The sequence below is a fragment of the Corallococcus sp. EGB genome (genome assembly GCF_019968905.1).
In the GTDB taxonomy this organism is placed as follows: Bacteria; Myxococcota; Myxococcia; order Myxococcales; family Myxococcaceae; genus Corallococcus.
On sequence record NZ_CP079946.1, the window covers coordinates 601,827 to 628,700 of the forward strand.

A 26,874-nucleotide genomic window follows, 5' to 3' on the forward strand; every position below is an offset into this window, starting at 1 on the left:
GCGCATTCACTTGTCGCTGGACGGGGAGGAACCCTGGCTTCTCCACTTCGATCGTCAGGGCCCCACCGCCATTCACGGCAAGCGAGTACTCACCTTGGGCATTCGTGAGGGTATGGCCTTGCTCGGGGTGCGCGAGAACATCGATGCGAGCAGCCTCGATGGGCTGTCCATTCCTTCCCAGCACCTTCCCGCGAATGACGGCAATGCGGCGCGGCTCCAGGGCTCCTTGGTCCACGTCCACCTGCACGGGGTTCGGGCCTTGGTAGAGAAACTCGATGGATGCGCCGAAGTCCGTCGGGACGGTGGGGGCGATGGCCGAGGGTGACTGCACTCCGCCCGCATCCCCTGAGAGGCCGCCATCCTCACCGCCACAAGGAGCGGATAGGCAGGTCTCGTCGGGATGGGAGGGAGCATCCTGTCCGGAGCATCCCCATGGCGCCCCTGCCAGCAACAGCAGGAAGCAATGCCATGGCATTGGTCCGGACCGAGGTCGCTTTTGCATTCATCCCCCCGAAAGGCAGAGTCGGCCTCTAGCCTGTCGGTCGTCAGCCAGGCAGGTCAACGAGGGGATGGGATGGGTTGTATGTCCTTGCGAAGCGACTCAACCTGTCCGCCAGTCGCACCGTACGTCGTTCCTTCAAGGGCCCGACACTTCGGCTCTCACCGCGCAGAAAAGCGAGGGCCGGAGTGCCAGGAGCTGAGAGATGCTCTGTTTCGGCGGTCAGCCTATTCGAACAGCTTGCTCGCGAGCCGGGCCAGGCGCTGGGCCTTGCCCCGATACGGCGGAAAGAACAGGTTCGTGAAGGACGTGCGGCCCTGGCGCACCACCGCGCGCTCGTGGCTGAAGGCCTTGAAGCCCGCCTCGCCGTGGTACGCGCCCAGGCCGCTCTGTCCCACGCCTCCAAACGGCAGATGCGGGTTCACGTTGTGCAACACCACGTTGTTCACCACCGTGCCGCCCGCGCTCGTCTCCTTCAGCAGGCGCTCCACCGTCGCCTCCTCCTGACTGAAGACATACATCGCCAAGGGCTTGCCGCCCGCGCGCACCTGCGTCACCACTTCATCCAGGGACTCGAAGCGCAGCACCGGCAGCAGCGGGCCGAAGATCTCCTCGTCCATCACCGCGGTCTCCGGCGTCACGTCCGCCAGCACCGTCGGCGCGATGTAGCGCGTCTCCGCGTGCACGCCGCCGCCCGCCACCACCCGCGCGCCCCCCGCCACGGACTCATCCAGCAGCCGGCACACGCGCTTGAACGCGCCGTCATCCACCATCCGGCAGAAGTCCGGCGTCGCCCGCCGCGCCTCCTCCGTCTTCCCGTAGAAGCGCTCCAGCGCGGACTTCAGCCCCGTGAGCAGCGCCTCCTCCTTCGACGCGTGCACCCAGACGTGGTCCGGCGCGATGCACGTCTGCCCCGCGTTCAGGAACTTCCCCCAGACAATGCGCTCCGCCGCCGCGTCCACGTCCGCGGACGCATCCACGATGACCGGCGACTTCCCGCCCAGCTCCAGCGTCACCCCCGCCAGGTGCCTCGCCGCCGCCTCCATCACCCGCCGGCCCACGCGCGGCCCACCCGTGAAGAAGAAGTGGTCGAACGGCAGCCGCAACAACGCCTCGCCCACCTCCGGCCCGCCCTCCACCAGCGCCACCTCATCCTCCGGGAACACGTCCCGCAGCAGCTGCGCCAGGAAGCGCGCCGTGCCCGGCGTCTTCTCACTGGGCTTGCACAGCACCGCGTTGCCCGCGGCCACCGCCGCCACCAGCGGCGACACCAGCAGGTGGAACGGGTAGTTCCATGGCGCCAGGATGAGCACCACGCCCTTGGGCTCCGGGTGCACCTCGCTCTTCGTGCCCGCGAGCAGCAGCGGCGCCCCCACCCTGCGCGGCCTCATCCACGCCTTCAGGTGCTTCTGCACGTGCGCCAATTCCAGCAGCACCGGGAGGATCTCCGTCGCCTCCACCTCCGCGGGCGGCTTGTGGAAGTCCTCGTGCAGCGCGTCCGCCAGCTCCTCGCGCCGCTCCAGGAGCAGCGCCTTGAGCTTCTCCAGCCGCGCGAGGCGCTCCTTGGGCCCCCTCTTCGCCAGCTCCCAGCGGCGCGCCTGGAGGCGGTCGAACACCGCCTGCAGGTCTCCCGGGACCAGGGCCTCCTCCACTGACACCACGCGCATTCCGGTTCCTCTCTCCAACCCCGGGACCTACTCCAGCATCCGGGTCGCGCGGGAGGCCCATTCCTGGGCCTTTCCCCGATACGGCGGGAAGAACACCGCAGCCAGCGACTTCATCCACTGGACCATCACCGCCCGCTCGTGGCTGAACGTCTTGAAGCCGTAGTGCCCGTGGTAGTTCCCCAGGCCGCTCATCCCCACCCCGCCAAACGGCAGGTTCGGGTTCGCCACGTGGATGAGCACGTTGTTCACCACCACCCCGCCGGACGTCGTGTGCTGGAGCACCTCCTCCACCATCCGCGAGTCCTGCGAGAACACGTACAGCGCCAGCGGCTTCCCGCCTTCGTTGATGTGCGCGTAGACCTCTTCACGCCGCTCGTAGGTCAGTACCGGCAACAGCGGCCCGAAGATTTCGGCCTCCATGATGGGCATCGTCGTCGTCACCCCGGACAGCACGGTGGGCGCCACGTACCGCGACGGCCCGTCCGCCGTGCCGCCCGCCTCCACCTTCGCCCCCGCGGCGACCGTGCGGTCGAGCACCTCCTTGAGCCGCCTCCACGCCGCCGGGTCCACCACCCGAGCGAAGTCCGGGCTCGCCTGCCGCTCCGCCTCCGTCTCACCGTAGAAGCGCGTCAGCGCCGCCTTGAGCGCCTCCAGGAACGCCTGCTGCTTCGACGCCGGAACGTAGATGTAGTCCGGCGCCACGCACGTTTGCCCCGCGTTGACGAACTTGCCCCACGCCAGCGCCTCCGCCGCCGCCTTCAGGTTCGCCGACGCGTCGATGATGACCGGCGACTTGCCGCCCAGCTCCAGCGTCACGCTGGAGAGGAACTTCGTCGCCGCCGCCATCACCTTGCGGCCGATGTTCGGGTTGCCCGTGAAGAAGAAGTGGTCGAACGGGTGCTGCAGGAGCGCCTCCGCCACCTCCGCGCCACCCTCGAACACCGCCACCTCGTTCTCCGGGTACACGTCCCGCACCAGCTTCGCCAGGAAGCGCGACGTGTGCGGCGTCTTCTCGCTGGGCTTGAGCATCACCGCGTTGCCAGCGGCGATGGCCGCGATGAGCGGCGCCGCCAGCAGCTGGAACGGGTAGTTCCACGGCGACAGGATGACCACCACGCCCTTCGCCTCGAAGCGCACATGGCTGGACGCGCCCTTGAGCGTCAGCGGCGTCGCCACCCGCTTGGGCTTCATCCACGACTTCAGGTGCTTCACCGTGTGGTTCAGCTCCTCCAGCGTCGGGTGGATCTCCGTCAGCTCCACCTCCATCGCCGGCTTGCGGAAGTCCTGGTGGATGGCCTCCGCCAACTGCTCGCGCCGCGCGATGATGGCCTCGCGCAGCTTGCGCAGCCGCGCGATGCGCTCCGCGGCGGTGCTGCGCGACAGGTTCCAGCGGTTCGCGCGCTGCGACTCGAACACCGCGCGGATGCGGTCCACCTCGACCGAGGCCTGGGGAAGGAGGGACGCGACGGCTTCCAGCATGACAAGGCTCCGTTTCTAGAAACTGTGAAAGAGGATCAGCGGACCTCGAGCCCGCGAAGAAGGGTGGTGATGGCCGCCGTCAGCTCGGCGGTGAAGTCCACGCGCAGGGGCGCCATGTGCGGCAGCGTCAGCACCTCGCGCGACACGGGCGCGATGTCCGCCATCTGCCGCAGCCCCGTCATCAGCGCGTGCACGTGGCGGATGAACTGGCCCGCCGTCGCCGGCGTGAGCGAGGGCAGCCGCGCCTGGAGCAGCGCCGACGTCGTGCCCATGGCCACCAGCACGCGCTCCTTGAACGCGCGCGCCTGCGCCACCGTCACGTTCTGCTCCAGCACCGTCTGCGCCAGCGCCAACAGCCGCGTGAAGGTCTCCTCGCCCTCCAGCGACCCGGCCACCGCGCGCGCAAGCTGGGGGCCCGTCCACGCGCCGCCCTCCGCCAGGCGCCCGTTCAGCTTCGCGAACCACGCGGTGAGCAGGTCGTCCAGGAGCGCCAGGAACAGCGCCTCCTTCGTCGGGAAGTAGAGGAACACCGTCCCCTTCGCCAGGCCCGTGCGCGCCGCGACGTCCGCCATCTTCACCTCGGCGAACGACGTGGCCTCGAACAGCGCCCGCGCCGCGTCCAGCAGCTCCCGCCGCCGCGCTTCCTTGTCCTCGTCCCGCCGCGCCCGCAGGGGGACCTCCCGCTTCGCGGCCAGTGCTCCCGCCATGACCCGGAGTTAAATGACCCCAGGTCATCGGTCAAGCCGCCGGGGCATCCTTCCATCCACCGGCCGACGGAGCAGGTGGGGCGGGGGGTGGAATGGTGTAATCCTGTGTGCGACGCTGGGTGACATGATGAGACCCATCGACGCGGAGCTGCTGTCGGGGAGCGCGCTGTACCAGGAGGTGGTGCTGCGCAAGCTGGCCCACGCGCGCGAGTCGGTGTGGATGGCCACCGCCAACGTGAAGGCCATGTACGTGGAGCGCTCGAAGGGGGCGTTCGTGCCGCTCCTGGAGGTGCTGGATGGGCTGGCCGCCCGGGGCGTGGCGCTGCGGCTGTTGCACGCGGAGCTGCCCAGCCGGCCGTTCCGGGCCGCGTTCGACGCCCGCTCGCGGCTGGTGAAGGGGGGGCTGGAACTGAAGGTGTGCCCGCGCGTCCACTTCAAGGCGGTGGTGGTGGATGGTGCGTGGGTCTACCTGGGGAGCGCGAACCTCACCGGCGCGGGACTGGGCGCCAAGGGCGAGGACGTCCGCAACTTCGAGCTGGGCTTCGTGACCGAGGACTTCGACACCATCGACCGGACGTGCGCCCTCTTCGAGGCGGTGTGGAGCGGCGCCGAGTGCCGCGGATGTCGGCTCCGCTCGGTCTGTCCGGACCCCATCTTGCCCTCCGGCGCCGGACAGGCGAAGAAACGGGGGCGGGACGGGGTTCGCTTGGGGAAATCCCGCCGCCTGCGCCGTCCTCGGGAGGACTCGACATGAAGCTGTACTTCGCGCCTCGCACGCCGCGCAGCGCGTCCGGGCGGACCCGCGCGGGGTGAAGCCTCCAGCTGCCAGCGCATGGGATGACGCGGACGCGGACGTCCGGGCCCGTCGTCGGGTCCGGCGGCGCACGTATTGGTGGTGCTCGCTGATCATCACGCTGGGCTCGCTGGCGCACCCGGTGGTTCTGGGCCGCTTCCACGCGGACTTCCTCGCCGTGCACCTGGCGTGGGCCGGCACGTTCCTCGTGCTGGGGGGCGTCGTCGGCGCGGGGTGGCTGCGCCCGCCGTTCAGCGGCATCGCGGCGGGCACCGTCAGCCTGACCGCGCTCGCGGTATGCATCGAGCTCACCGGCGGCCAGTCGAGCCCGCTGTTCCCCTCGTTCTACACGGTGCCCCTCTTCGTCACCGTCTTCGTCCCAGGGCAGCGGCTCCCGGTGTGGTTCGCCATGGCCGGGACGCTGCTGGCGGTGCTGCTGATGATGGGGTGGGCGCACGTGCCGTGGACGGGCATGGTCAGCCAGTGCTTCAGCCTCCTCTTCGTGTTCGCGGTGTCCGCGCACGGCGCGGAGGCCTTCCGCAAGCTGCGCGCGGCCGAGCGCAACGCGCACCTGGAGCGAATGGAGGCCCTGCGCCAGCTGGCGGAGAGCGAGTCGCGCCGCGCGCGCGTGGAGCGGCAGCGCGCGGAGGTGGAGCGGCTGGTGGTGGTGGGGCAGCTGGCCGCGGGCGTGGCCCACGAGGTGAACAACCCGCTCGCGTACGTGAAATCGAACCTGCACTACCTCCAGGAGGAATGGGCGCAAGGCGTCCCCGAGGACCTGGACGACGTGCGCCGCGTGCTGGAGGAGACGCAGCAGGGCGTGCTGCGCATCCAGCAGATCGTCACCGACCTGCGCCTGTTCTCCCGCGAGGCCCCCGACGGCGCGGAGTCCTGCGACGTGGCGGAGACGCTGGCCGAGGCGCAGCGGCTGGCCTCGGTGCGCCTGAGGAGCCTGGGCGTGGTGGAGCGCGACGTGGCGCCGGGGCTCTCCCCCGCGCGCGTCACGCCCCGCCACCTGGTGCAGGTGCTGGTGAACCTGCTGCTCAACGCCGCGGACGCGCTGGAGGCCGCCCGCTCCAGCAAGCCCGCGCACGTGGTGCTGCGCGCGCGCATGGAGGACGGCCGCGTGCGGGTGGAGGTGGAGGACAACGGGCCGGGCATCCCGGAGGCCGCGCTGCCACGCCTCTTCGAGCCCTTCTTCACCACGAAGCCGCCCGGCAAGGGCACCGGCCTGGGCCTGGCGCTCTGCCGCGACTACGTGGCGCGCGCGGGCGGCACCCTGGATGTGGAGAACCGCGCGGAAGGCGGTGCGCGCTTCATCCTCCGGCTGCCCGTCGCCGGGACTTCATCCCCCCCTGTCCACCGCGAGCCCCCCGCGTCCGTGGACGCGGAGCCCGCGGCCAAGTAGCGGCCCCTTCAGCGCTCCAGCGCGTGCGCCACCTGCCCCAACAGCCGCAGGCGCGGCGAGTCCAGCTTGCGCACGGTGCGCAGGAGGCGCCGCACCTCGGGACGCTCGCGGTACTCCGGCGGATCTTCCGCGAGCTGCGGCGCGCCGTCCTCCGTCACCGCCGCCGTCGCGCTCAACCCGAGCAACACGTCCGACGAGCAGTTGAGCACCAGGCACAACTTCCGCAACGTCCGCACGCTGGGCAGCATGTGCCCGCGCTCCAAACGGCCGTACACCTCGGTGGCGATGCCGACGCGCTCGGCGACGTCGGCCTGCGTCAGCTCCAGCCGCTGCCGGGCCACTCGCACCGCGTTTCCAATGAGGGTTGCCAGTCGCTGTTCCATGGCGTGGAAAACCTGTCGAAAGAGGAGCTTCTCCCCCCGCATTCCAGACGGAGAGGTACCGGGGAGAAGTCGCTGCCTTGCGTGACCTCGTGAGACACAGATTACGAGTGGGGTCTGACATCTCCGGGCGTGCGGACAGGGCCCGCAAACCCGCGACAATCCGCCGTTTCCGCCGTTCTGGCGCGCGCGTTTGGCAAGGCTTTCCAGGTGATTTTTTCGCGCGTGCGACGCGCGTCGAACCGGGGTGGTAGGCGCGCGCGGCTCCGCCCCTCCCATGACGTCAGGGGAAGGCCGTGCGAGGTCGCCCGACGTGGCGGGTTGCTCCGTGGGCTGGGAGACGGTTCGCGAGGGTCCGGGGAGACCGCGCGCTTGCGGCCGGAGGGGGCCGGAAGCGGGGCACGTCACCCGGGCTGCTTCAGGATTCGGACGGCAGCGTGGCGCGGGCTTCGGAGTACTCGCGCACCATGCGCTCCACGACGGTGGCGGCGGGCAGCACGTCCTTCACGAAGGCCACGCCCTGGCCCGCGCTCCAGGTGTCCTTCCACGCCTTGCCCTGGCCCGCGCGGAAGCGCTCCAGCGCGGCCTTGAGGAAGTTGCCGTGCACGCCCGTCACTTCCTTCGTGTACTCCAGGTCCTCGGGGTTGGCATCCACCAGCGCCTGCTTGTAGTCGGGCGCGGCGCCGGCTTCCTCCGTGGCCAGGAAGCGCGTGCCCACGTACGCGCCGTCCATGCCCAGCGCGAGCGTCGCGGCCAGGTGGCGGCCCGTGGACAGCGCGCCCGCGAGCACCACCGGCACGCCCAGCTCCTCCTTGAGCCACGGCCCCAGCACCATGGGGCTCAGGTTGCCCGCGTGGCCGCCCGCGCCGCTGCCCACGGCGACGAGCGCGTCCACGCCGGCCTTCACGGCCTTCTCCGCGTGGCGCAGCGAAATCACGTCGCTCCACACCTTGCCGCCGTACGCGTGCACGCGCTCCACGATGGGCGTGGGGTCGCCCAGGCTGGTGATGACCAGCGGCACCTTGCGCTCCACCGTCGCGGCCACGTCCTCCTCCAGGCGCTCGGCCCACTTGAGGATGAGGTTCACGCCGAAGGGCACCTCCTGGGGGAACGTGTGGAGGAAGTCCCGGTACGCCTGCGCGGTGCGGAAGTTGAGCGACGGCACCGCCCCGATGGCGCCCGCGCGCCCGGCCGCCTCCAGGAGCGCCGCGTTGGACACCAGGAACATGGGGGCTGCGACGATGGGATAGCGGATCCCCAACATCCGGGTCACCGCGGTGTCGATGCGCGTAGGAGCCATGCCGGCCATTGGAGCATGCGTGCACGCGAGCGCGAGGCCGAAAAATCGGCCTGGGCGGCGTTGTCAATCACGGCGTGTCCCGGCGGGGGAAAACCCCTGGTGTTTCCGTGGTTTACGTAGCACGTAGGGCTGACATAAGGTGCCTGCCCCGGCGCCAGGCCGGGAAACCGGGGAGTCCCTTCGGTGACGCGAACCGGGGAGCGCCGCCGAGCGCCTTCGCGGGGAGGCCAGAGCCAGTCGTGAGTGACGAGCGTCCGGACGCGCTGCTCAAGAGCGCACTCGAAAAGATCGTCTACTTCGAGGCCCGTGCGCAGCAGTTGCATGGCGAGCTGGCGTCCGCGCGCGACGAGCTTTCGCACCTCAAGGAGGACCTGTCGGAGGCGCGTCAGCGCGAGCTGGAGCTGCGCCGGGAGCTGGCCGGGCTGGAGGTGAAGAGCGCCCGCGCCCAGGCCGAGCGCGAGGAGCTGTCGCGGCTCAACCAGGCGCTGCGGCTGGAGCGCGACCAGCTGATGGCGAAGCTGCTGGACGCGAGCCGGATCCACTCGTCGGGCCAGCCGCGCGCGGTGGCGCAGGACGATGACGACGAGCTGGGGTTCGACCTGGCGTCGTTCATCTCGCAGCTGCGCAGCGAGGTCATCCTCCGCGGGGACGTGCCCGCGGTGCGCGCGCCGTTCAGCGGTCCGGCGGTGCCCCTGAAGGCCTCCGAGCCGAGCGTGCCGTGGACGGAGAAGCCCGCGCCGCCCATTCCGCAGCGGGCCCCGGCGGCCGTGGTGGAGTCGGGGCTGTCGCCGGTGGCGCGCGAGGCGCAGCGGCTGCAGAGCGAGGGCCGGCTGAAGGTGAGCGCGGAGCAGATGGCGGAGCTGTCGGGGCACGCCGGCAGCCCCACGGATGAGACGCTGTTCGGGTTCTCCGTGCGGGAGCTGTCCGCGGCGGACGCGGCGGCGCGCGTGCGGGCGGCGGAGCGGCTGAAGGCGCTGGCGCATCCGGCGGCGGCGCCCGCGCTGGCGGCGGCGCTGCACGCGGAGACGGACCCGACGGCGCAGGTGGCGCTGGTGCAGGCGTTCGCGGGGCTGTGCCGGGAGGAGGGCGCGTCGGTGGTGTCGCCGCTCCTGTCGTCGCCGGTGCCGGAGGTGCGCATCGCGGCGCTGAAGGCGCTGCTGGTGCTGGCGCCGAAGGACGCGGCGCCTCATCTGGCGCAGGCGATGAAGGACGCGGACCGGTCGGTGCGCCGGCGCGCGTCGCTGCTGGCCCTGGGGTTGGAGGGGGAGACGGCGCGGCGGCTGGGCGAGGACGCCATCCACGACGCGGACCCGGAAGTGCGCGCGCTGGCGGCGCTGGCGCTGGGCGCGGGCCGGGGCGAGAACGCGCGGACGCTGCTGTTGGGCGCGCTGGATGACGGCGAGGCGCGCGTGCGCAAGGCGGCGGCGCAGAGCCTGTCGCGCATCCTGGGCCACGACGTGTCCGCGGTGGTCGCGCTGGATGATGCGCACCGGCGGCGGGAGATCCGCCGGCTGGCGACGCTGCCCGTGAAGCCCGTGCGCGCGACGCTGGAGGTGAAGCCCGCCCGCCCGGCCCCCGCGGTCGCGGAGGCTCAGCCCGCCGCGGTGAATGCCGCGCAGCCGGTGGGGCAGGGCGCTCAGCCTGTCTCCGCGCCCGCGCAGGCCGTGCAGCCGATGACGATGAATGCCGCGCAGCAGGCGAGCGCTCCAGTCGCGGCGCCGCAGGCCATCCCGTCGATTCCCGCGCACGCCGCCGTACCGGTGTCGCTCGCGGACGTGGCCGCGAACACCTCGCAGTGGACCGCCGTCCCCATGGCCGCCCCCGCGCTCGCCGTCGCAACCGGGGGCGGTGCGCGCTCCGCCCCCGTCGCGATGCACGGTGGTGCGGCCCCGGCGCCTGCCCAGGTCTCGATGCAGGGCGCGGCGCCCGCCCGGGTCGCGAATGGCGGGCCCGTGTCCTTCGCCTCGGGGCCCTCCGCGCCGCCGTCGCGCCCGGTGGCCCCTGTTCCTCCTGCCGCGCCCGTGCCGCCTCCCGCCGCGCGGCGGACGCCCGTGCAGGCCGCGCTGGTCGCCATGGGCGCGCCGCCTCCCGCCCGGGCTCCCGCGCCCGCCACCCCGCCGCCGGTTCCTCCCCAGCGCGGCCCCTCTCCCGTGGAAGCGCTGTGTGGGGCGATGTTGCAGGAGGTGCGGGTCGCCGTTCGCGGACGCTCGCTCGCTGAGCTGACGTCCGGGCTGTCCGCCCCCGCGGAACTGGCCCAGGAGGCCGTCGCCCTGCTGGTGGCCCGAGGGGCCATCGTGCGAAGGGGGCACAAATACTTCGCCGCTTGAGGCAAGGTGCAAACGCACCCAGGCCTCACACGTCATCCGAAGGGTCGTTCATGGAAGCGCCGACGTACAGCTCGAAGCAGGTGGCCGAGATGCTCGGCGTGACTCCGAAGGGCATCCCCGCGGAGCTGCGCAAGGACGCCTACGGCCCGGAGGACGTGTGGGAGCTGCGCACGACGCTCAACAAGTTCCCGCCCACCGCGGGCCTGCGCAAGCAGCTCTTCCTCAACTTCAAGGGCGGCACCGGCAAGACGTCCCTGTCCACGTCCTACGCCTGGCGCCTGGCGGAGCTGGGCTACGCGGTCCTCCTCATCGACCTGGACAGCCAGGGCCACGCCACCAAGTGCCTGGGCTACGAGGGCGAGGATTTCGAGAAGACGCTGCTGGACGTGCTGGTGCGCAAGACGCCGCTCGCGCAGGTGGTGCAGAAGTCCACCCTGCCCAACCTGGACTTCATCCCGTCCAACCTGAGCATGTCCACGGTGGACCTGGCGCTGATGCCCATGGCCGGCCGTGAGTTCAAGCTGCGCAACGCGCTCAAGGACGTGGAGGCGCAGTACGACTTCATCGTCTTCGACGCGCCTCCGTCCTTCGGTCTGCTCAACCTGAACGCGCTGATGGCCGCGAACGACCTGTTCGTGCCGGTGCTCGCGGACTTCCTGTCCTTCCACGGCCTCAAGCTGCTGTTCGAAACGGTGCAGAGCCTGGAGGAGGACCTGAACCACGTGCTGGACCACGTGTTCATCGTGGTGAACTCCTTCAACGCCACCTTCAAGCTGGCCAAGGAGGCGCTGGAGGCGCTCCAGACGCACTACCCCGAGTACCTGCTGCCCACCATCATCCGGCAGTGCACCAAGTTCGCGCAGGCCTCCAGCGAGGGCCGCCCGGTCTTCGTGGCGGACCCCACGTCCAAGGGGGCCAGCGACATCCAGGCCATGCTGGACAACGTGCTGCCGCGCCTGGTGGCCGCGCACGCCGCGGCGGTGAAGGCCGGCACCGCGACGAAAGCCGGCTGAGATTTCCCCATGAAGAAAGCCTTCGAACAGAACGTGTCCCGCGCGAAGCCGCGCCTCCGTCTGGGGGCGCTGACGGGTGCCCTCGACCCGGCCGACCCCACGGGGACCGCCGCGCAGCCGGAGCCCGCCGCGCCGGAGGCGCCGCCGCCCGCCGCGGAGGCGCCGGACCTGTCCTCCGAGGTGCGCTCGCGCATCGAGCGCCGCGCCGGCCCGCGCCCCACCGCCGCCGAGGCGATGGAGGCCGCGCTCAACGCACCGCCCAGGCACACCGCGCCGCCCCCGGCCGCGCAGGGACTGCCGGCGGTGACGGCGCCTTCGTTCTCGCCGGTGTCGCACGCGCTGTCCGCGCTGGTGTCCCCGGAGGCGCGCCGCGAGGAGGAAGAGGCGCCGCCCGCGCCGTGGCTGGAGACGGACTCGCAGGAGACCGCGTCCGATTGGAACGTGGCGCAGGCGCCCGCGCCCGAGGAGTCCGTCTGGGACGCGGACGCCGTGCCGCCGGTGTCGCACCGTGAAGTGGCGGAGGCCGTGGCCGCGTCCGCGTGGAACGTGTCCGTCGCGCAGCAGCGGGAGTCCGCGGTCGAGGCCTTCGGCCGGGAGCCTTTGGGCGCCGAGCCGACGCCCACGCACCTGGAGCCGCCCGCGCCCGCCGCCGCGCGGTGGGATGCGCTGACGGCGCGTCCGGAAGCCGCGGCGCACGTGGACGCGACGCGCGTGGCGCCCCTGGCCCACTCGGTGACGCACACGGAGGCGCTGCGCGCCGAGGTGGCCCGCATGGAGCGTCCGGCCGCGCCGCCCGTGGAAGCCGCTCCCGCGCCGGTGCCGCCCCAGGCCGACGCGCGTGCGGCGGTCGCCGGCCCGGCGACGCACGCGGAAGCCGCTCGCGCCACGTTCGCGACGCATCAGGCCCCGGTCGAGGCCCCTCGCATGGACACGCGGGGGCCTCCGGTCACGTTCGCCTCGCCGCCTCCGGCGATGGCACAGGCGGAGGCCCCTCGGGGCGCCCCGGTCACCTTCGCGGGCCCGCCTCCCGGAGTACAGTTCGATGGACGGATGGGCGTTCAGGCCCTCCGCATGCCTTCCGAGGCAGAGCCCATGACGACGTACGCTGCCGTCCAGGCCCCCACTGTCACCACCACCGAGACGGTGGCCCGACAGGAAGCCGCCCCCGCCCCCGTCGAGGTCCAGACGCCCGCGCCTCCTCGCGAGGATGACTCCGAATCCCGCCGCGAGAAGCTCAAGGCCCGCCTCAAGGCCGTGCGCGAGAACCCGCGCCCGGAGCCGCTGCCCGCCACCGTCGCCGAGGCCGGTCAGCGCGCCGTGGAGCGCATCACCCACCTCCAGGCGGAACTCACCAAGATCAAGGCGCTCAACCTCACCCTCACGCAGGACCTGGAGGTCGCCCGCCGTCAGGCGGAGAAGGCCACCGAGGAAGCCCGCCTGCGCATGGACGAGGCCCGCCGCCTGTCCGCGGAGATGGAGGGCCGCGTGAAGCTGCTCGCGGACCTGGAGCGCGAACTGGCGTCGCTGGAAGGTGAGCGCGACGAAGCGCTCCTCTCCCTCCAGGAGGCGCGCCAGGCCCTCCAGGCCGCCGCCCGGGAGCACGAGGCGCTGGAGCAGGTGGTGGCCAAGGGCAAGCTGGCCCTGGCCGACAGCCTCGCGGAAGAGGAGCGCCTCGCGGTGGAGCTGGAGGGCGCCAAGGACGAGTCCGCCTCCCTGCGCCGCGCCGTGGAGACGCTCCAGGGCGAGCGCGACGTGCTGGCCCAGCAGGTCGCGTCCCTCACCGCCGAGCGCGCCGAGCTGCTGGAGGCGCGCAAGGCCCTGGAGTCCGTGCACCGCGCCCTCAGCCAGGCCACGGTGCGCTGAAGCCCGGCGCCTACTTCGCGTCCTTCGCCAGGTTCGTGGGCTTCTTCGGGGGGCCCACGATGGCGAAGGCCGCGGGCAGGGCCGGCCGGTGGAGCGACGCCACGTCCACCCGCGCGAGCGGATCCGCTTCGTTCCGCCGCGCCTGGACGAGGTCGGCAATCTGAGCCTGGCGGTCCTTCGCGCTGGGGTGGTTCGCCCAGAGTCCGCCGCCCCCGGTCGTCTGTCCGAGCAGCCGCGAGTACTCCCCCGGGTCGTAGCCCGCGGACAACATCAGCTCCACCGCGAGCGCGTCCGCCGCCAGCTCCTCGTCCTTGCGGTGGCCCTTGCCGGCGAGCTCCACGGTGCCTTCGACCATCTCCCCCATCAGCCCCGTGTCCGAGTCCAGGTCCAGCCGGCCGTCCAGCCGGCTCGCGCCCACCACCTTCGAAGCCACCGCCGTCACCACGGCGCCTGTCACCGCGGCGGTCTTGCAGGTGTTCACCTTCACGGAGACGTACTGGTGCAGCGAGTGCTTGAGCACGACGTGCGCAATCTCATGCGCCAGCACGCCCGCGAGCTGCGCCTCGTTGTCCACACCCTGGAGCAGCCGGCGCGTGACGAACACGTAGCCCCCGGGCGCGGACAGGGCGTTGAAGTTCTTCGCGTCCTTGAGCACGCCGAACGTCCAACGCAGCTCCGGGCGGGGGGACTGCATCGCCAGGTTGCGGCCCACCGTGTTGACGTAGGTGTTCAGCCCCTCCTCGGCGGTGTTCGACAGCATCAGCCCGTCGCCCTGCTGGGCCCAGTGGATGGCCAGCGCGCTGCCCAGCGCGTACTCCTCCTGGACGGCCGGCTCGACCTTCAGCTTGTCGCAGGACTGCACCTTCTCCGACGCCGCCACCACCCGGTTCACGTCACCGCCCAGGTTCGCGGCCTTCAGGCCCTTCGTCACCTGGGCGCACGACGTGAGGCCCAGGCCCGCCGCCACCAGCACTCCCAGTCGCGAGCGCATCACTTCACCCCCTTCTTCGCCTGGGGACCCAGCTTCGTGTTGGGGGCCACCACGGGAAACAACCCGGCCTGCCGCACGTGCTCGTCGATCTCCACCGGGGTGACCTTGAGCGCCAGGCCCTCCAGCTTCTGGAGCTGGGACACGGCGGTCGCGTAGTCGCCGCCCTTCTCCTTGCCGTACTTCTCCGCGCCCGGGCTCAGCGCCTTCACCGCCGCGCCGCTGGACACGAAGGACGCCGGGTCGATGGCGCGCGTCTGGCCGTCCTTGGCCACCAGCTCCATGTCGGGCGGCTTCGTGGACAGGTTCGTCTGGAACACGTAGCCGGCCTTGCCTCCGGGCTCCGTCACCTGGTGCCACTGCGCGTTCTTCGGATCCGCGCCCTTCCACGTCACCTGCTGGCCGGGCTGGAGCACCGCCACCACGTCCGCGGTGGGCGCGGCGCTCTTGAGCACGCGCGTGTTGCGTGCCTTCACGTAGAGCTTCTCGTCCTTCTTCACCGCCCACGCGGCCGTCGCCGGCACCCCCAGCGCCAACAGCAGGATGCCCCAGGTCCATCGTCTCATCGTCGTGCTCCCCTGACCTGATACGCCGTCACTTCTCCAGATTCGCGACGCCGTCGAAATTCTCCGGAGGCGCCTCCCGGTACTCGCGGCAGCGCTCCAGCAGCTTCGCCGTGGGACCGTCCTCCGGCGACCGCGCGGCCTCCGCCTCCAGCACCGCCGCCGCCTCCGCGAAGCGCGCCTCGCGGTACAGCCCCAAGGCCTCGTGGTAGCGCGCCACCGTGTGCCGGGTGGCCGCGTCCAGCTGGCCCTTGAGCGCGAGCAGCTCGTACACCGTGACGGCCTCCGTCTTGCCCGCCACGCGCACCCGGTCCAGCTCGCGCACCTCGATGTGCTCCTTCGCCAGCTCGTAGGTGCGTGGGCCAATCATGATGACGGACCCGTAGGCCTTGTTCGCGCCCTCCAGGCGCGCGGCCAGGTTCATGCCGTCGCCAATGGCCGTGTAGCTGAAGAGCTGGTCGCTGCCGAAGTTGCCCACGAAGTTCACCGCGCTGTTCACGCCGATGCGCGTGAACACGTCCGGGAACCCCTTCTGGCGGAAGTCCTCGCGCAGCGCGTCCACCGCCGCCTTCGCCGCCAACGCCCCCCGGCACGCGCGCACGGCGTGGTCCTCCTGGGCCATGGGCGCGCCGAAGAGGCACACCACCGCGTCGCCGATGTACTTGTCCAGGCACCCGCCCTCGCGCAGCAGCGCCCCGCTCACCGTCGTGAGGTACGTGTTGAGGATGCGCACCAGCTGGCGCGGGTCCTCCTTGAAGCGCTCGCTGAAGGTGGAGAAGCCGCGGATGTCGCTGAAGAACGCGGTGATCTCCTTGTTCTCCCCATCCAGGCGCGGCAGCTGCCGCGAGCGGATCATCTGCTCCACCAGCTTGGGCTCCATGAAGCGGTGGAACGCCTGCCGGATGAACTGCGTCTCGCGGTTGGCCACCAGGTGGTTGAACGCCAGCGCCGCCACGCTGGCGCCCACGCCCGCCAGCGCCGGCATCGCCATCAGCACGTGCGTGTGCGCGGTCTTGAGCAGCAGGCCCGTGAGCACGAGCAGCCCCTGCACCAGCGCCAGCGGCCAGACCACCTCCAGCAGCGTCCAGCGCGCCGTCATCAGCAGCACCACGGACACCAGCGCCATGAGGAACGTCAGGGCCAGGTTCACGGCCGGGGGCGCGCGGGTGATGAACGTCCCCGACAACAGCGTGTCCACCACCGTGGCCTGCTTCACGAGGCCCGGCTGTGTGGCGGAGAAGGGCGTGGCCTTGATGTCGTTGACGCCTACCGCCGTGCCCCCGATGACGACGACCTTCCCCTGGAACGTGTCCGCGGGCAGCTTCACGCGCTCACCGTGGGCGCGGTGGATCCAATCGTTCAGCACGGAGATGAGGGGCACCAGCTGGAAGCGCTCATGCAGCGCGCCGCCGTAGTCCAGCGCGGCGCTGCCGTCCGCGTCCACGGGCCACGTGCGCCCGCCCAGGCGGAGCGTGCGGCCGGAGAACGTGACCTCCTTCGCGCCCAGCAGGTCCGCCATCATGCGCACCGGCAGCGTCGTGTAGGTGTTGATGCCGTCCGTGTACGCGAAGAACGTGCGGCGCATGAAGCCGTCCGGATCCGCCTCCGTGTCCACCAGCCCGAACCCGTTCACCGCTCCCACCAGCGCGGGCGTCGGGGGCACCGGATGGCGGGGCGGTGATGACGCCGTCTGGAGCGGGCGCAGCGGCCCCCCTCCCTCCCTGCTCACCGGGAAGGCGAGCGCCCGCGCCAGGACCTCGGGCGTCAGCGCGGGCGTGGCGGGAGCCGGGGCGTCCTCGAACTCCTCCGGGAACGTGTCGCCGGGAGGCTCGGCCGGGGGCGGGGCCTCTGGCGCGGTCAGCGGCACGGGGGCCTGGAAGTCCGCGCGGACGAGCGGCTTCGCGGCGCCGCTGCTCACCACTCCCACGTAGAAGGGCAGGCCCGTCTCGCGCAGCACCTGCGCGAAGCCCAGGTCGGAGGACTCGTCGGACGCCCGCTCGTCCATCACCGCGTCGAACAGCACGGCCCTCGCGCCCGCGGCCTTCAGCTCCTGCGCGACGCGCGCCCAGAGCGTGCGCGTGTACGGCCAGTTGCCGAAGTTGGCCTGGAGCTGCGCGTCCTGGCTGATGGCATCGATGGTGCTCTGGTCGATGGCCACCACGACCACCTGGTCGGACCGGGCGCGCCCGGCCGTATACGTGCGCAGCGCGTGGTCATACGCGCTGTGCTCCGCGTCCTCCATCAAGGGGCTCGACTCGAACGCCCACGCGACGAGGGTGGCCGCCACCGCGACCCCCAGCATCAGGAGCCCGTGATGGCGCCAACGTTCCTGGATGGTCTTCCACGTCTCACCCGCCACGGCCCCTCCCCGCGAGGTCGGTGACGGTACGCTACTCCGAGACGCGCCCCCTCGGCACGTGCGCTTCGTCATGGAAGCGCACCCGCCTCCAAGAGGATCCAGAGAGGTCCGCGAAGCAAGGGGCCCTGCGAGCCTTCACAGTCCCTCGCGCCGTACGGCCGCCTGCCTGTTGCCAATGGTGGCAGGCCCCCAACCTTGAGCCCATGGGACCCGAGGCGATGACTTCCATCCCCGCGCTTCAACGCCCCGTCCCAGCCCAAAGGAGTCACCCCTTGGCCCTGGGCCTGTTCAAAGAAAGAGGCGTCCCCGTGGAGCGCCAGGCCTTCACCTGGAAGGACCTCGTGCGGCGGCCCTATAGCAAGTTGGATGACGACGCGTTCACCCGGACGCGCGTCATCCTGATGAACGGCATCGAGGCGGATGCCGTGCGCATGAAGCACAGCTTCGCGCTCTATGACCGGCTGGAGGGCAGCGACCCCAACAACTTCACCCAGTCCTATACCGACATCATCCCGGGCCGCCCCACCGCCGTGGAGCACCGCCATCCGCTGGACGACGTGCGCCGCGCGTATGACCGCAAGGCGGCGCATCCGCTGTCCAAGCTGCACGCGATGACCATCACCGCGTCCGAGTTCATGACGCACGACTGCTACATGACCGTAGGCCCCACGTTCACGGACCCCGTCGCGCGGCAGCTCTACACGGAGATCACCTCCATCGAGGAGCCGCACGTCACCCAGTGCGGCTCGCTCGTCGACCCGGACCAGTCCCTGCTGGAGCAGTGGATGCTCCACGAGGGCGCGCTCTCCAAGCTGGACGTCTTCGGAAGCTGGGACGGAGGCCCGTCGCGTGAGCTGCTCACGAAGAGCCTCGAGGACGAGCTGAGCCACTTCGCGCTCCTGAAGGAGGCCCTGGAGAAGCTGGGCGCGGACCCCACGGTGATGACGCCCTCCGCGGACCTCACGTCGGTCATCTCCATGGGGGTCCCGGCGGCCATCTCCGACGCGCGCACCAACCTGCGGCAGGCCACGCAGGCGCTGCTGGTGGCGGAGCTGACGGACCGCTTCCAGCAGGCGCTGGACGCGGAGGCCGAACACCTGGCGCTGGTGAAGGGCTGGCTGGCGGCGGGCGTGGCCACGGAGGCGCGCGCGCCCATGGAGTCCGCGTCCGTTCCCGTGCAGCCCTGAGCAGACAGCCGGGCAGGCCGGACCTGGCGGGCCGTGGCGCGAGGACACAGCTTGTGGGCTCGCACCACGGCTTCATCACGTCCAGGAGGAATGACATGCAGCTCAGCGAGCTGGGAGGCTCCGAGGGCCTGGAACGCAACGCCACGCTCAACCGTGAATCACTGGTGGCGCTGGGCGCCTTCGGCGCGCTCACCGCGGGCGCGGTCTTCCTCAACGCGCGCACCACCCGCGAGGCCGTGGAGGGGCGCTGGTACAAGCGGCTGAAGAAGCCGTCGTTCCAGCCGCCGCGACAGGCGTTCGGGCCGGTGTGGACGGCGCTCTACGGGCTCATCGCCGTCTCTGGCTGGCGCATCTGGGGCTCGCCGGCGGGCGCGCAGCGCTCGCGCGCGCTGGGGCTGTGGTTCGTGCAGCTGGGACTCAATGTCGCCTGGTCCCACCTGTTCTTCCGCAAGCGCCAGCTCAAGGCCGCGGCGGTGGAGAACTGGGTGCTGCTGGGCAGCATCGCGGCGTATACCGCCGCCGCCAGCCGCGTGGACCGCAAGGCGCCCTGGTTCATGGCCCCGTATCTGGGCTGGGTGTCCTTCGCCAACGTGCTGTCGACGGATATCGCGCGGCTCAATGCTTGAGCCGTGTGGCCCGGCTCGATGCCTGACGCCGGGCCGTGGCGCCTCGCGCGCTAGTTGCGCAGGCGCGAGGGGCGGGCCGCGTTGAAGGCCAGCACGGCGGCGAAGTAGCGCGCCTGGTTCTCCGACGTGCAGCGCACCTCCTGGATGCGCCCACCCACCTTCACCCGCACAAGCCATCCCTCGTTGTCGAGCGTGACCGGCGACTCGCTCGTCATCGTCATGTTCTCCATGGGTGCCTTCCCTCCCGTGAAGCGGGGGAGAGCAGGGGGCGTGCCAGGGCCGGGAAGCGTGGGATTCCAGCCCTTTGCATCGAGCCCCCGGCGGGGGCGGCGGGGCAGGGCTGAAGTTCTTTCAGCGAGGGCGCGGGCGCACCTTCAGTGGAGGTGGCGATCCGGCCACACCTGCGGCAGGGCGGGCCTCGCGGCGGAGAGTGTCGGCAGCGCGACGTAGAACGTCGACCCGCGTCCCGGCGTGCTCTCCACCCAGATGCGGCCGCCGTGGCGCTCCACGATGTCGCGGCTGATGTAGAGGCCCAGGCCCAGCCCGCCGTAGGAGCGGGTGGACGCGTTGCGCGCGCGGAAGTAGCGGTCGAAGAGCTGCTGCTGCTGGTCCTCCGGGATGCCGATGCCCGGGTCCGTCACGGACAGCAACGCGAGGTCGTCGCTCAATGACAGACGCACGCGGATGGTGCCGCCGTCCGGGCTGTACTTGAGCGCGTTCTCCAGCAGGTTGGAAACCACCTGCTCCAGCCGGAACGTGTCGCCATGGACGGAGATGGGCTCCGGGGGACGTTCGAACTCGAAGGTGTGGTTGCCCTTCTGGGCCTCCAGGCTGCCGAGCATGTGCTCCACCAGCAGGTCGAAGCGCGTGGCCTCGGGGTGCAGCGCCAGCCGGCCGGCCTCGATGCGCGACGCGTCCAGCAGGTCGTTGATGAGACCGGTGAGGCGCGTGAGCTGGTGGCGCGCGTGGCGCAGCACGCTGGGTTCCAACTGCTCGCCGCGCTCCAGGCGGCGCTCCAGCGTGGCCAGGCGCAGGCTCAGCGGCGTCAGCGGCGTCTTCAGTTCATGGCTCGCGATGGAGAGGAAGTCGTCGCGCACGCGGACGGCCTCGCGGGCCTCGCGGTACAGCTGCGCGCGCTCCTCCTCCGCGCGCCGGCGCTCGGTGATGTCCTCCACGAGCACGCCCACGCCCAGCACGCGGCCGTCGGGGGTGCGCACGGGATAGAAGTTGCCGCGGAACCAGCGCCGGGGGCCGGGGGCGCCCAGGTCGTCGTCGGAGGTGGACTCCTGGTCCACCAGGGGCTCGCCGGTGCGCAGCACGTACGCGGGCCCCTGCACCGCGATGGCGCCAGGCTCGCCGAGCAGCTCCGGCAGCGTGTGGCCGACGTGCGCCTCCGCTGGGATGCCGTTGATGCGGGCGAGCGTCTCGTTGACGCGCACGTAGCGCAGGCGCGTGTCCAGGAAGCCGATGCCCACCGGCGCGCCGCGGAAGAGCAGGTCCAGCTGGGCCAGGTTCTCCTCGCGCTCGGCCTCCACACGGCGGCGCTCGGTGATGTCCTCCACGATGCCGACGCCGCCCTCCACGGAGCCGTCCTCGGCGTAGCAGGGGGCGAAGCGCACGCGCACGGGCGTCTCCTTGCCGGAGGTGACCGAGCGGTAGTTGCCTTCGTAGTCGCAGGGCCGGCCGGCCAGGGACTCGCGCACGCAGGCCATGATGCGCTCGTCCTGGAGCGTGAGGAGGTTCAGGCCCACCAGGTTGCGCTTCGACGTGCCGATGACGCCCGCGAAGCGCTCGTTGCACGCGGTGATGATGGGCATGCGGTCGAAGTGGAAGATGCCCAGGGGCGCGTTCTCCACGAGCAGCCGGTAGAGCCGGTCCGCCGTCTCCGGGGGCGAGGCCACGTCCGGGCCGCCGGGGATGTGCTCCACCGGCTCCTCCAGCGAGTCAATGACCTCGTGCAGCCGGCGCAGCGTGAGCACGATGCGCTCCCAGCCATCCGTGCCGGAAGCGCCCACGGTCATCTCCACCAGCAGCTCCACGCCGTCGCGCCGCCTGGCGAAGACGCGCGTGGGCCGCCCGCCGAGCGCCCTCCGGCGCGACAGCAGGTAGCGCGGCAGGCTGAGGCCGTGGAAGCGGTGCAGGCGAAGCGGGAAGAGGTCGGTGACGGGCCTGCCCAGCAGCTGCTCGCGGTCCCAGCCCAGCAGCCGCTCCGTCGCCGCGTTGACATGCAGGATGTGCTCGTCCGGACCGCACGCGATGATGGGGTCCACCGCGGCGTCCAAGATGGCTTCCAGCTCCCGTGCGGCTCCTCCGGCCATGCCTCGCTCCTGATGGGGCCGGCACGCACCTTCCCGTTGCGTGGGCCGGCGCGGCCGGGAGCGGGGGCTGCCCGGCATTGGCGGGCGCGCGTCTTGGCGCCCGTGCGCGTCCCCTTTGCCTACAAATACACACTGTGGGCCGGAACGGCGCGTGGAAGCCGGAAGTCCGGAAGCCGCCAGCCCCCCTGGAGGCAGGGCGGGAGGCCTAGCGCCGGCGCTTGGGAGGCGTCGGGCGGGCGCGCTTCGCCGCGCGCTTGCGCGCGGGCTTCGCGTCGGGGGCGGCGGGGCGCATGTTGAGCGTGAGCGCCTCCAGCTTCTCGCGCAGCGTGCGCGTCTCCTGCTTGAGCGCGTCCAGCTCCTCGCGCAGGGACGCGACCTCGCGGGCCTGGGGGGCGCCTTCGCGCAGGGCGCGCACGGCTTCACGGGCGAAGCGGCGCGTGCGCGGGTCGCTGAAGGTCGTGCCCTCCAGTGCGGGCAGCAGGCGCCGGTCGCCCAGCGTGGTGGCCGCGTCGCAGACCGCCAGCTGCATGCGGAACTGCGGGTCGCGCAGCAGGTGGGCGAAGAGGTCCACCGCCTCGCGCTTGCGGTTCGCCACCTCCGCCAGCTTCGCCACCGCGCCCACGGCCGCGCGGCGCAGGAACGGAGGCTGGCCATACGCCGTGCGCGCCACGGCCACCGGGAACGCCGCCGCGTCCTGCGTCTCCGAGAGCCCGTCCATCGCGGCCGCGCCGATGACGTCCTGGAACGACGGCCTCGAGGCCGCGGCCTCCAGCAGGGGCAGCGCGTCCGGCGCGCGCACGCGGCCCAGGCTCCGCGCGGCCTCCGCCTCCACGAAGTAGCTGGGGTCCCCGGCCCCCAGCAGCGCGCGCAGGCTCCCGGCCACCTCCAGGTCGTGGCGGAACTCGCCCAGCGCGGCGACGACGGCGCGGCGCACGCGCGGGTGCTCCGTGGCGACCGCGCCCAGGAGCAGCGCGCGGGCCTCCGGCGTGCGGATGCGGCCCAGCGCCTTCGCGCACGCGGCGCGGGTGGCCCAGAAGCGCTTCACGTCCTTCAGCGCTCGGCCCAGCGCCTCCACCGACCTCAGGCCTCCGTCCTTCCCCAGCGCGTGCGCCGCCTCCGTGCTCGCGCGGGCCTCCGGCGCGTTCTCCAGCTCCTCGCGCCACAGCCCCACGGCCTTGTCCACGTCCAGCGTGCCCAGCACGTCGCGGCGCGGATCCACGCGCACCTGCGTGGGCGCGGTGGGGCAGGGCAGGTGGAAGCGGTGCTCCGCGTCCGTGATGTCCAGCCGGTGGCGCGTGTCCTCGCCGTTCACCGTGACGACCACCTCCAGCGGCAGGCGGAAGACGGGCGTGCCCGAGTCCGTGCGCTGCGTCTGGCGCACGGCGATGCGCAGGCGCGCGTCGTCCGCCTCGTAGCGGACCTCCACCTTCAGCTCCGGGTGGCCGGGGGAGAAGACGTACTGGTCGAAGACGGGGTCCAGGTTGTGGCCGGTGGCCTCCTCGAAGGCGCGCGCCAGGTCCACCGTCTCCACCACGCCGTGGCGGTGGGAGGCGACGTAGTGGCGCAGGGCGCGCACGAAGAGCTCATCCCCCACGCGGCGGCGCAGCTCGTGGAGCACCAGGCCGCCCTTCTCGTAGAGGTGGCGGTCGAACAGGTCCATGGGCGCGTGGAACTTCCGCGCGACGATGGGGCGCGCGTAGCGCTCGCGCGTCTCGGAGAGGTAGGCCTCCAGGTCGAGCGCCCGGTGGTGGTCGGCCTCGTCCCGATTGTCCCCGCGCTCCTTCCAGAGCACCTCGAAGTAGGTGGCGAAGCCCTCGTTGAGCCAGCCGTGGGGCCAGTCGCGGCAGGTGAGCAGGTCGCCGAACCACTGGTGCGCCAGCTCGTGGGAGATGAGCGGCTCCGGGTTGTAGTCCTGGTGCGCCCGCGCGTCGTGCAGCACGGTGTCCACCAGCGTGGTGGCGGTGGTGTGCTCCATGCCGCCCAGGATGAACTCCGTGACGAACACCTGCGCGTAGCCGCTCCACGGGAAGGGCTCGCCGGTGAGGGACTCATACGCGGCGATCATCTGGGGCGTGCGCGATACGCACCGGAGCGCGTCCTCGCGGCGGCCCTTGGGGAACAGGTAGCGCAGCGGCGTGGTGCCGGCGGTGTCGGTGGCCTCGTCGAACTCGCCCACCACCAGCGTGACGAGGTAGGGCGCGTGCGGCTGCGCCATGCGGTGGTGCTGCGTGCGCCGGCCGCCGGTGGTGACGTCGCTGACGAGCGCGCCGTTGGACAGCGACGTCATGTGCGCCGGGAAGGTGGCGATGACCTCCGACGTGGCCTTCTGCGCGGGCGCGTCCAGGCAGGGGAACCAGCAGCGCGCGTCGGTGTCCTGCCCCTGCGTCCACGCCTGGAGCGGGCGGTCCGGGTAGCCCGCGTCGGGACCCCAGAAGTAGAGCCCGCGGCGCGGGCGGGCGCGGTAGGTGAGCGCGATGTCGCACGCCTGGCCCGCGTCGAGCGCGCGCGGCAGCTCCACGCGCACATGGGCGCCGGAGTTGGAGAAGGAGACGGAGCGGCCGTCGACGCGCGCGTCGGTGACGTCCAGGTCCACGGCGTCGAAGGTGACGGTGGACACGGCGCGGACGGCGGACACGCGGGTGGTGCAGGTGCCGGACAGGGTGCGCTGGGGGAAGTCCAGGTCCAGCTCGATGCGCACGTGCTCGGCGCGCACGGGGCGGGGCGCGGCGTAGTGCTCGGTGGCGCCGGGGAGGCTGAACGGATGCGGGTCGGAGGACCCGGTGGCGGCGGGGGCGTGGCGGTGGCAGCAGCGCATAAGAGAAGCGGACTCTTTCGCATGCCCGCCCCCGGGTCGAGACGCTTTGAACCGTGCCTTGTCGGAATTCCAGGAGCCGGACCGGGCGGGCCCCGAGGGGAACGGATGGGGCCGGGGGCGCGAAGGCCCTAAGATGGGACCATCGTGCAGGCCGTTCTCTACTTCTCCGACAAGCAGGTGCGCGAGAAGCTCTTCGCCTTCGTGGACGCGGCGCAGGGGCTGCTGCTGGTGACCGGCGTGCGCCACGACGCGGGGATGACGCGTCCACCCCAGGCGCGCGAGCCCTTCGCGGCGTTGGAGGACCTGTTCGGGGAGGTGCTGGCGCAGGTCATCGTGGCGGACGAGGGCACCACGGAGGGCATGTGGCGCGACCCGCTGGGGGACCTGGGCGACCGGCTCTACCCGGACGACAAGAAGCGCGCCTACGTGGCGGCCACGGGCTACGTGTTGCTGGAGGGAGGCAGGCCGCGCGCGGTGGTGCGCAAGCACTCCAGCCCCGCGGAGGACGTGTGGTTCCTCCAGGAGGCCCTGAGCCGCCTGTCCCCGGGCATCCCCGCCCCCGACCCCGCGAAGCGCCCGGGGCACCGCCGCCCGGAGCCCGCCCCCCGAGCGCCGCCGCGCTACAGGCCCGCGAATGATGAAGCCACGCCCCCGCGTGGAAGCCGTGCCGTGAATCCGCCGCCCGCCCCGCCCGAGCCGAAGGACCCCTGGACGGTGCTGGGCATCGCGCGGGGCACGCCCCGGGACGAGGCGCGCAAGGCCTTCCGCGCGCTCGTCGCGCAGTACCACCCGGACAAGGTGGCCCACCTGGCGCCGGAGTTCCACGCGCTCGCCGAACGCAAGACGCGCGAAATCCTGGACGCATGGGAGGCGCTGGAGCGCGACGCGGGCTAGCCCTCGCCCCGGATGAAGTCCGCCGAGCCTGCGTGTTGGCCCAATGGGAGATCCAGTCCCTCCCCTCGACCTGGCCCTCCTCCCTCCCGCGGGTGGTGAGCGGGTTTGGCCGCGCCGCACCTCCCGCGCGGACAACGAAGGGCGCGTGACACAAGTGACACGCCCACAGCCCATGTTTCACATCCGTGACCGTTCACCCCGGGGTTTGTGTCAGCTTCATCTCGAAACTGTCACGACGCCAATCCCATTGAAAACTCTTGGGACAGCGCCGTCTGGCGACTTTCGCCCCCTCCAAAATCCTGTAGAGAGCATCGCGAGTTCCCCGGCAAATCCAGCCATCGGAGTCGCGTCCGCAATCACAGGCGCATGGCCTGGAAATGCTCTCACTGGTCGAAACCCACCGCCTCCTGTCCAGGAGATCCACCATGCGTCGTCGTTTGACTGGATTGCTGGCGCTCGCTGCCCTTACCGGGGCGGCTCCGGCGCTCGCGGATGACTGTGCCACCCTCGCCGCCAACCAGGGCAAGCAGCTGCTGCTGGTGACCGGCTCCACGGCCCTCAAGCCACTGCTCAACGTCATGGGCCCGAAGCTGGCGGCGGCCCCCAACAACATCCTCGTCGCGTACCTCGGCAACGGCTCGTGCAGCGGCGTCAATGGCGTGGTGGCTCCGGACCAGAACAGGGTCGCCGCGGGCTCCGCGCTGTCCTACTTCCCGGAGTCCTTCAACGAAGGGGCGGCGGGCACCGCGCCCACGTGCACCCTGTCGGCGGCCACCGCCACGCAGCTCGCCATCTCCGACGTCTTCTTGGAGACGTGCACCCGCGCGGCGCGCCCGTCCACCCTGGGTGACTTCACCGGCCCGGCGCAGGTCATGACGTTCGTGGTGCCGCCGACCAGCACCCAGACGGCCATCACCGCCGACGAGGCCTACTTCGCGTTCGGCTTCGGCGGCGCCCAGGGCAAGCAGGCCGCCCCGTGGACCGACCCCAACTTCTTCTTCATCCGCCCGGACAGCTCCGGCACCCTGCGCATCCTCGCCTCCGTCATTGGCGTGCCCAACGAGAAGTGGTTCGGCCAGCGCAAGAACAGCGCGGGCAAGGACGCCGGCTCCGGTGACGTGCTCGCCTCGGTGAGCTCCAGCGCCAACGGCGAGGGGACCATCGGCATCCTCGGCATGGAGGTGGTGGACGCGGGCACCAACCGCGAAAAGGTGAAGGTGCTGGCCCTCAAGGGCCGCGGCCAGAAGTTCGCCTACTACCCGGACGCCACCAGCACCTCGCACGACAAGATCAACGTGCGCGAGGGCCGCTACGCCGGCCTGGGCTACGCCCACCTCATCACCCCGGTGGACGCCCAGGGCGTGCCCACCAACGCCAACGCCAAGACGTTCATCGACGTGGTGATGGGCACGAAGGCGCTCGCGGGCGTGGACATGGTGAAGACGGTCGCCCAGGACGCCAAGCTCATCCCCCTGTGCGCCATGAAGGTCCACCGCACCGCCGAGGGCGGCGACCTGCACCGCTTCAAGCCCGCCACCGCGTGCGGCTGCTACTTCGAGAGCCTCGTGGGCACCGCCTCCGCCTCCTGCAAGGCGTGCACGGCGGACTCCCAGTGCAGCAGTGACCAGTCGTGCCAGAGCGGCTTCTGCGAGGCGAAGTAAGCCCGCGTGGCTTCAACCCCTGACCTC

At 71.7% G+C, this 26,874-nt stretch carries 20 protein-coding genes and 1 pseudogene; 9 read left to right on the top strand and 12 right to left on the bottom strand.

The window, feature by feature from the left end:
* Window positions 1–4 precede the first annotated feature (4 nt).
* From KYK13_RS39175 to KYK13_RS02565, 4 genes and pseudogenes are all read right to left on the bottom strand, one after another.
* Window positions 5–502 (bottom strand): annotated as a pseudogene (locus tag KYK13_RS39175) (carboxypeptidase-like regulatory domain-containing protein); the annotation flags it as partial.
* A 224-nt stretch (window positions 503–726) separates the two neighbouring features.
* On the bottom strand, window positions 727–2,166 hold the full coding sequence (locus KYK13_RS02555) for an aldehyde dehydrogenase family protein (RefSeq protein ID WP_223641675.1): 1,440 nt from the start codon (window positions 2,164–2,166) through the stop codon (window positions 727–729).
* Window positions 2,167–2,193: 27 nt separating this feature from the next.
* Window positions 2,194–3,645, bottom strand: coding sequence for an aldehyde dehydrogenase family protein (locus KYK13_RS02560; RefSeq protein ID WP_223641677.1), 1,452 nt, complete (start codon window positions 3,643–3,645; stop codon window positions 2,194–2,196).
* A 35-nt stretch (window positions 3,646–3,680) separates the two neighbouring features.
* Window positions 3,681–4,352, bottom strand: a complete 672-nt coding sequence (locus KYK13_RS02565) for a TetR/AcrR family transcriptional regulator (RefSeq protein WP_223641679.1) — start codon at window positions 4,350–4,352, stop codon at window positions 3,681–3,683.
* Between the two features lie 127 nt (window positions 4,353–4,479).
* Between KYK13_RS02565 and KYK13_RS02570 the strand changes: the two genes are divergently transcribed.
* Together KYK13_RS02570 and KYK13_RS02575 are read left to right on the top strand one after the other, a co-directional pair.
* The gene (locus KYK13_RS02570; RefSeq protein ID WP_223646497.1) at window positions 4,480–5,106 is read left to right on the top strand and encodes a phospholipase D-like domain-containing protein; all 627 of its coding nucleotides are present in this window, start codon (window positions 4,480–4,482) and stop codon (window positions 5,104–5,106) included.
* 55 nt (window positions 5,107–5,161) lie between these two features.
* Complete coding sequence (locus KYK13_RS02575; RefSeq protein ID WP_223641681.1) at window positions 5,162–6,553, top strand: sensor histidine kinase; 1,392 nt, start codon at window positions 5,162–5,164, stop codon at window positions 6,551–6,553.
* Window positions 6,554–6,561: 8 nt separating this feature from the next.
* Here KYK13_RS02575 and KYK13_RS02580 read toward each other — a convergent pair whose 3' ends face one another.
* Together KYK13_RS02580 and KYK13_RS02585 are read right to left on the bottom strand one after the other, a co-directional pair.
* The gene (locus KYK13_RS02580) at window positions 6,562–6,936 is read right to left on the bottom strand and encodes a helix-turn-helix transcriptional regulator (protein ID WP_223641683.1); all 375 of its coding nucleotides are present in this window, start codon (window positions 6,934–6,936) and stop codon (window positions 6,562–6,564) included.
* 415 nt (window positions 6,937–7,351) lie between these two features.
* Entirely contained in the window at window positions 7,352–8,233 is an 882-nt protein-coding gene (locus KYK13_RS02585) for a nitronate monooxygenase family protein (RefSeq protein WP_223641685.1), read from the bottom strand.
* Between the two features lie 239 nt (window positions 8,234–8,472).
* Here KYK13_RS02585 and KYK13_RS02590 point away from each other — a divergent pair, with 239 nt between their 5' ends.
* The 3 genes from KYK13_RS02590 to KYK13_RS02600 are packed head-to-tail and all read left to right on the top strand — an operon-like array spanning window position 8,473 to window position 13,436.
* Window positions 8,473–10,560 carry a HEAT repeat domain-containing protein gene (locus KYK13_RS02590; RefSeq protein ID WP_223641686.1) on the top strand — a complete coding sequence of 696 codons (2,088 nt, stop codon included), beginning with the start codon at window positions 8,473–8,475 and terminating at the stop codon, window positions 10,558–10,560.
* 50 nt (window positions 10,561–10,610) lie between these two features.
* Window positions 10,611–11,573: a ParA family protein gene (locus tag KYK13_RS02595; RefSeq protein ID WP_223641687.1), complete on the top strand. Its 963-nt coding sequence runs from the start codon at window positions 10,611–10,613 to the stop codon at window positions 11,571–11,573.
* Between the two features lie 9 nt (window positions 11,574–11,582).
* Entirely contained in the window at window positions 11,583–13,436 is a 1,854-nt protein-coding gene (locus KYK13_RS02600) for a hypothetical protein (RefSeq protein WP_223641688.1), read from the top strand.
* Window positions 13,437–13,446: 10 nt separating this feature from the next.
* On the opposite strand, the gene KYK13_RS02605 is transcribed toward KYK13_RS02600, so the two are convergent.
* From KYK13_RS02605 to KYK13_RS02615, 3 genes are read right to left on the bottom strand one after another with little or no spacing between them, the layout of a single operon-like run.
* Window positions 13,447–14,427: a M48 family metallopeptidase gene (locus tag KYK13_RS02605; protein WP_223641689.1), complete on the bottom strand. Its 981-nt coding sequence runs from the start codon at window positions 14,425–14,427 to the stop codon at window positions 13,447–13,449.
* Entirely contained in the window at window positions 14,427–14,990 is a 564-nt protein-coding gene (locus tag KYK13_RS02610) for an SH3 domain-containing protein (protein ID WP_223641690.1), read from the bottom strand. The genes KYK13_RS02605 and KYK13_RS02610 overlap by 1 nt, the downstream gene beginning before the upstream one ends.
* 28 nt (window positions 14,991–15,018) lie before the next feature.
* The gene (locus tag KYK13_RS02615; RefSeq protein WP_223641691.1) at window positions 15,019–17,346 is read right to left on the bottom strand and encodes a CHASE2 domain-containing protein; all 2,328 of its coding nucleotides are present in this window, start codon (window positions 17,344–17,346) and stop codon (window positions 15,019–15,021) included.
* Window positions 17,347–17,618: 272 nt separating this feature from the next.
* Here KYK13_RS02615 and KYK13_RS02620 point away from each other — a divergent pair, with 272 nt between their 5' ends.
* Window positions 17,619–18,533, top strand: a complete 915-nt coding sequence (locus tag KYK13_RS02620; RefSeq protein WP_223641692.1) for a hypothetical protein — start codon at window positions 17,619–17,621, stop codon at window positions 18,531–18,533.
* A gap of 95 nt (window positions 18,534–18,628) precedes the next feature.
* Window positions 18,629–19,159, top strand: coding sequence for a TspO/MBR family protein (locus KYK13_RS02625; protein ID WP_223641694.1), 531 nt, complete (start codon window positions 18,629–18,631; stop codon window positions 19,157–19,159).
* 50 nt (window positions 19,160–19,209) lie between these two features.
* Here the strand turns inward: KYK13_RS02625 and KYK13_RS02630 are convergent, their stop codons facing one another.
* The 3 genes from KYK13_RS02630 to KYK13_RS02640 form a co-directional block, all read right to left on the bottom strand.
* Window positions 19,210–19,389: a hypothetical protein gene (locus KYK13_RS02630; protein ID WP_223646971.1), complete on the bottom strand. Its 180-nt coding sequence runs from the start codon at window positions 19,387–19,389 to the stop codon at window positions 19,210–19,212.
* Window positions 19,390–19,533: 144 nt separating this feature from the next.
* Complete coding sequence (locus tag KYK13_RS02635; protein ID WP_223641696.1) at window positions 19,534–21,477, bottom strand: PAS domain S-box protein; 1,944 nt, start codon at window positions 21,475–21,477, stop codon at window positions 19,534–19,536.
* A gap of 205 nt (window positions 21,478–21,682) precedes the next feature.
* Window positions 21,683–24,292, bottom strand: coding sequence for a M1 family aminopeptidase (locus KYK13_RS02640; RefSeq protein ID WP_223641697.1), 2,610 nt, complete (start codon window positions 24,290–24,292; stop codon window positions 21,683–21,685).
* Window positions 24,293–24,436: 144 nt separating this feature from the next.
* On the opposite strand from KYK13_RS02640, the gene KYK13_RS02645 reads away from it, so the two are divergent.
* Together KYK13_RS02645 and KYK13_RS02650 are read left to right on the top strand one after the other, a co-directional pair.
* A complete protein-coding gene (locus KYK13_RS02645; protein ID WP_223641699.1) occupies window positions 24,437–25,186 on the top strand; it encodes a J domain-containing protein in 750 nt (249 codons plus the stop codon).
* Between the two features lie 425 nt (window positions 25,187–25,611).
* Window positions 25,612–26,847: a hypothetical protein gene (locus KYK13_RS02650; RefSeq protein ID WP_223641700.1), complete on the top strand. Its 1,236-nt coding sequence runs from the start codon at window positions 25,612–25,614 to the stop codon at window positions 26,845–26,847.
* Window positions 26,848–26,874 lie beyond the last annotated feature (27 nt).

Coding starts and splice junctions, on each gene's coding strand:
- KYK13_RS02555 (WP_223641675.1), bottom strand. CDS start 2,166: ATGCGCGTGGTGTCAGTGGAGGAGGCCCTGGTCCCGGGAGACCTGCAG.
- KYK13_RS02560 (WP_223641677.1), bottom strand. CDS start 3,645: ATGCTGGAAGCCGTCGCGTCCCTCCTTCCCCAGGCCTCGGTCGAGGTG.
- KYK13_RS02565 (WP_223641679.1), bottom strand. CDS start 4,352: ATGGCGGGAGCACTGGCCGCGAAGCGGGAGGTCCCCCTGCGGGCGCGG.
- KYK13_RS02570 (WP_223646497.1), top strand. CDS start 4,480: ATGAGACCCATCGACGCGGAGCTGCTGTCGGGGAGCGCGCTGTACCAG.
- KYK13_RS02580 (WP_223641683.1), bottom strand. CDS start 6,936: ATGGAACAGCGACTGGCAACCCTCATTGGAAACGCGGTGCGAGTGGCC.
- KYK13_RS02585 (WP_223641685.1), bottom strand. CDS start 8,233: ATGGCTCCTACGCGCATCGACACCGCGGTGACCCGGATGTTGGGGATC.
- KYK13_RS02595 (WP_223641687.1), top strand. CDS start 10,611: ATGGAAGCGCCGACGTACAGCTCGAAGCAGGTGGCCGAGATGCTCGGC.
- KYK13_RS02600 (WP_223641688.1), top strand. CDS start 11,583: ATGAAGAAAGCCTTCGAACAGAACGTGTCCCGCGCGAAGCCGCGCCTC.
- KYK13_RS02605 (WP_223641689.1), bottom strand. CDS start 14,427: ATGCGCTCGCGACTGGGAGTGCTGGTGGCGGCGGGCCTGGGCCTCACG.
- KYK13_RS02610 (WP_223641690.1), bottom strand. CDS start 14,990: ATGAGACGATGGACCTGGGGCATCCTGCTGTTGGCGCTGGGGGTGCCG.
- KYK13_RS02625 (WP_223641694.1), top strand. CDS start 18,629: ATGCAGCTCAGCGAGCTGGGAGGCTCCGAGGGCCTGGAACGCAACGCC.
- KYK13_RS02630 (WP_223646971.1), bottom strand. CDS start 19,389: ATGGAGAACATGACGATGACGAGCGAGTCGCCGGTCACGCTCGACAAC.
- KYK13_RS02635 (WP_223641696.1), bottom strand. CDS start 21,477: ATGGCCGGAGGAGCCGCACGGGAGCTGGAAGCCATCTTGGACGCCGCG.
- KYK13_RS02640 (WP_223641697.1), bottom strand. CDS start 24,292: ATGCGCTGCTGCCACCGCCACGCCCCCGCCGCCACCGGGTCCTCCGAC.
- KYK13_RS02650 (WP_223641700.1), top strand. CDS start 25,612: ATGCGTCGTCGTTTGACTGGATTGCTGGCGCTCGCTGCCCTTACCGGG.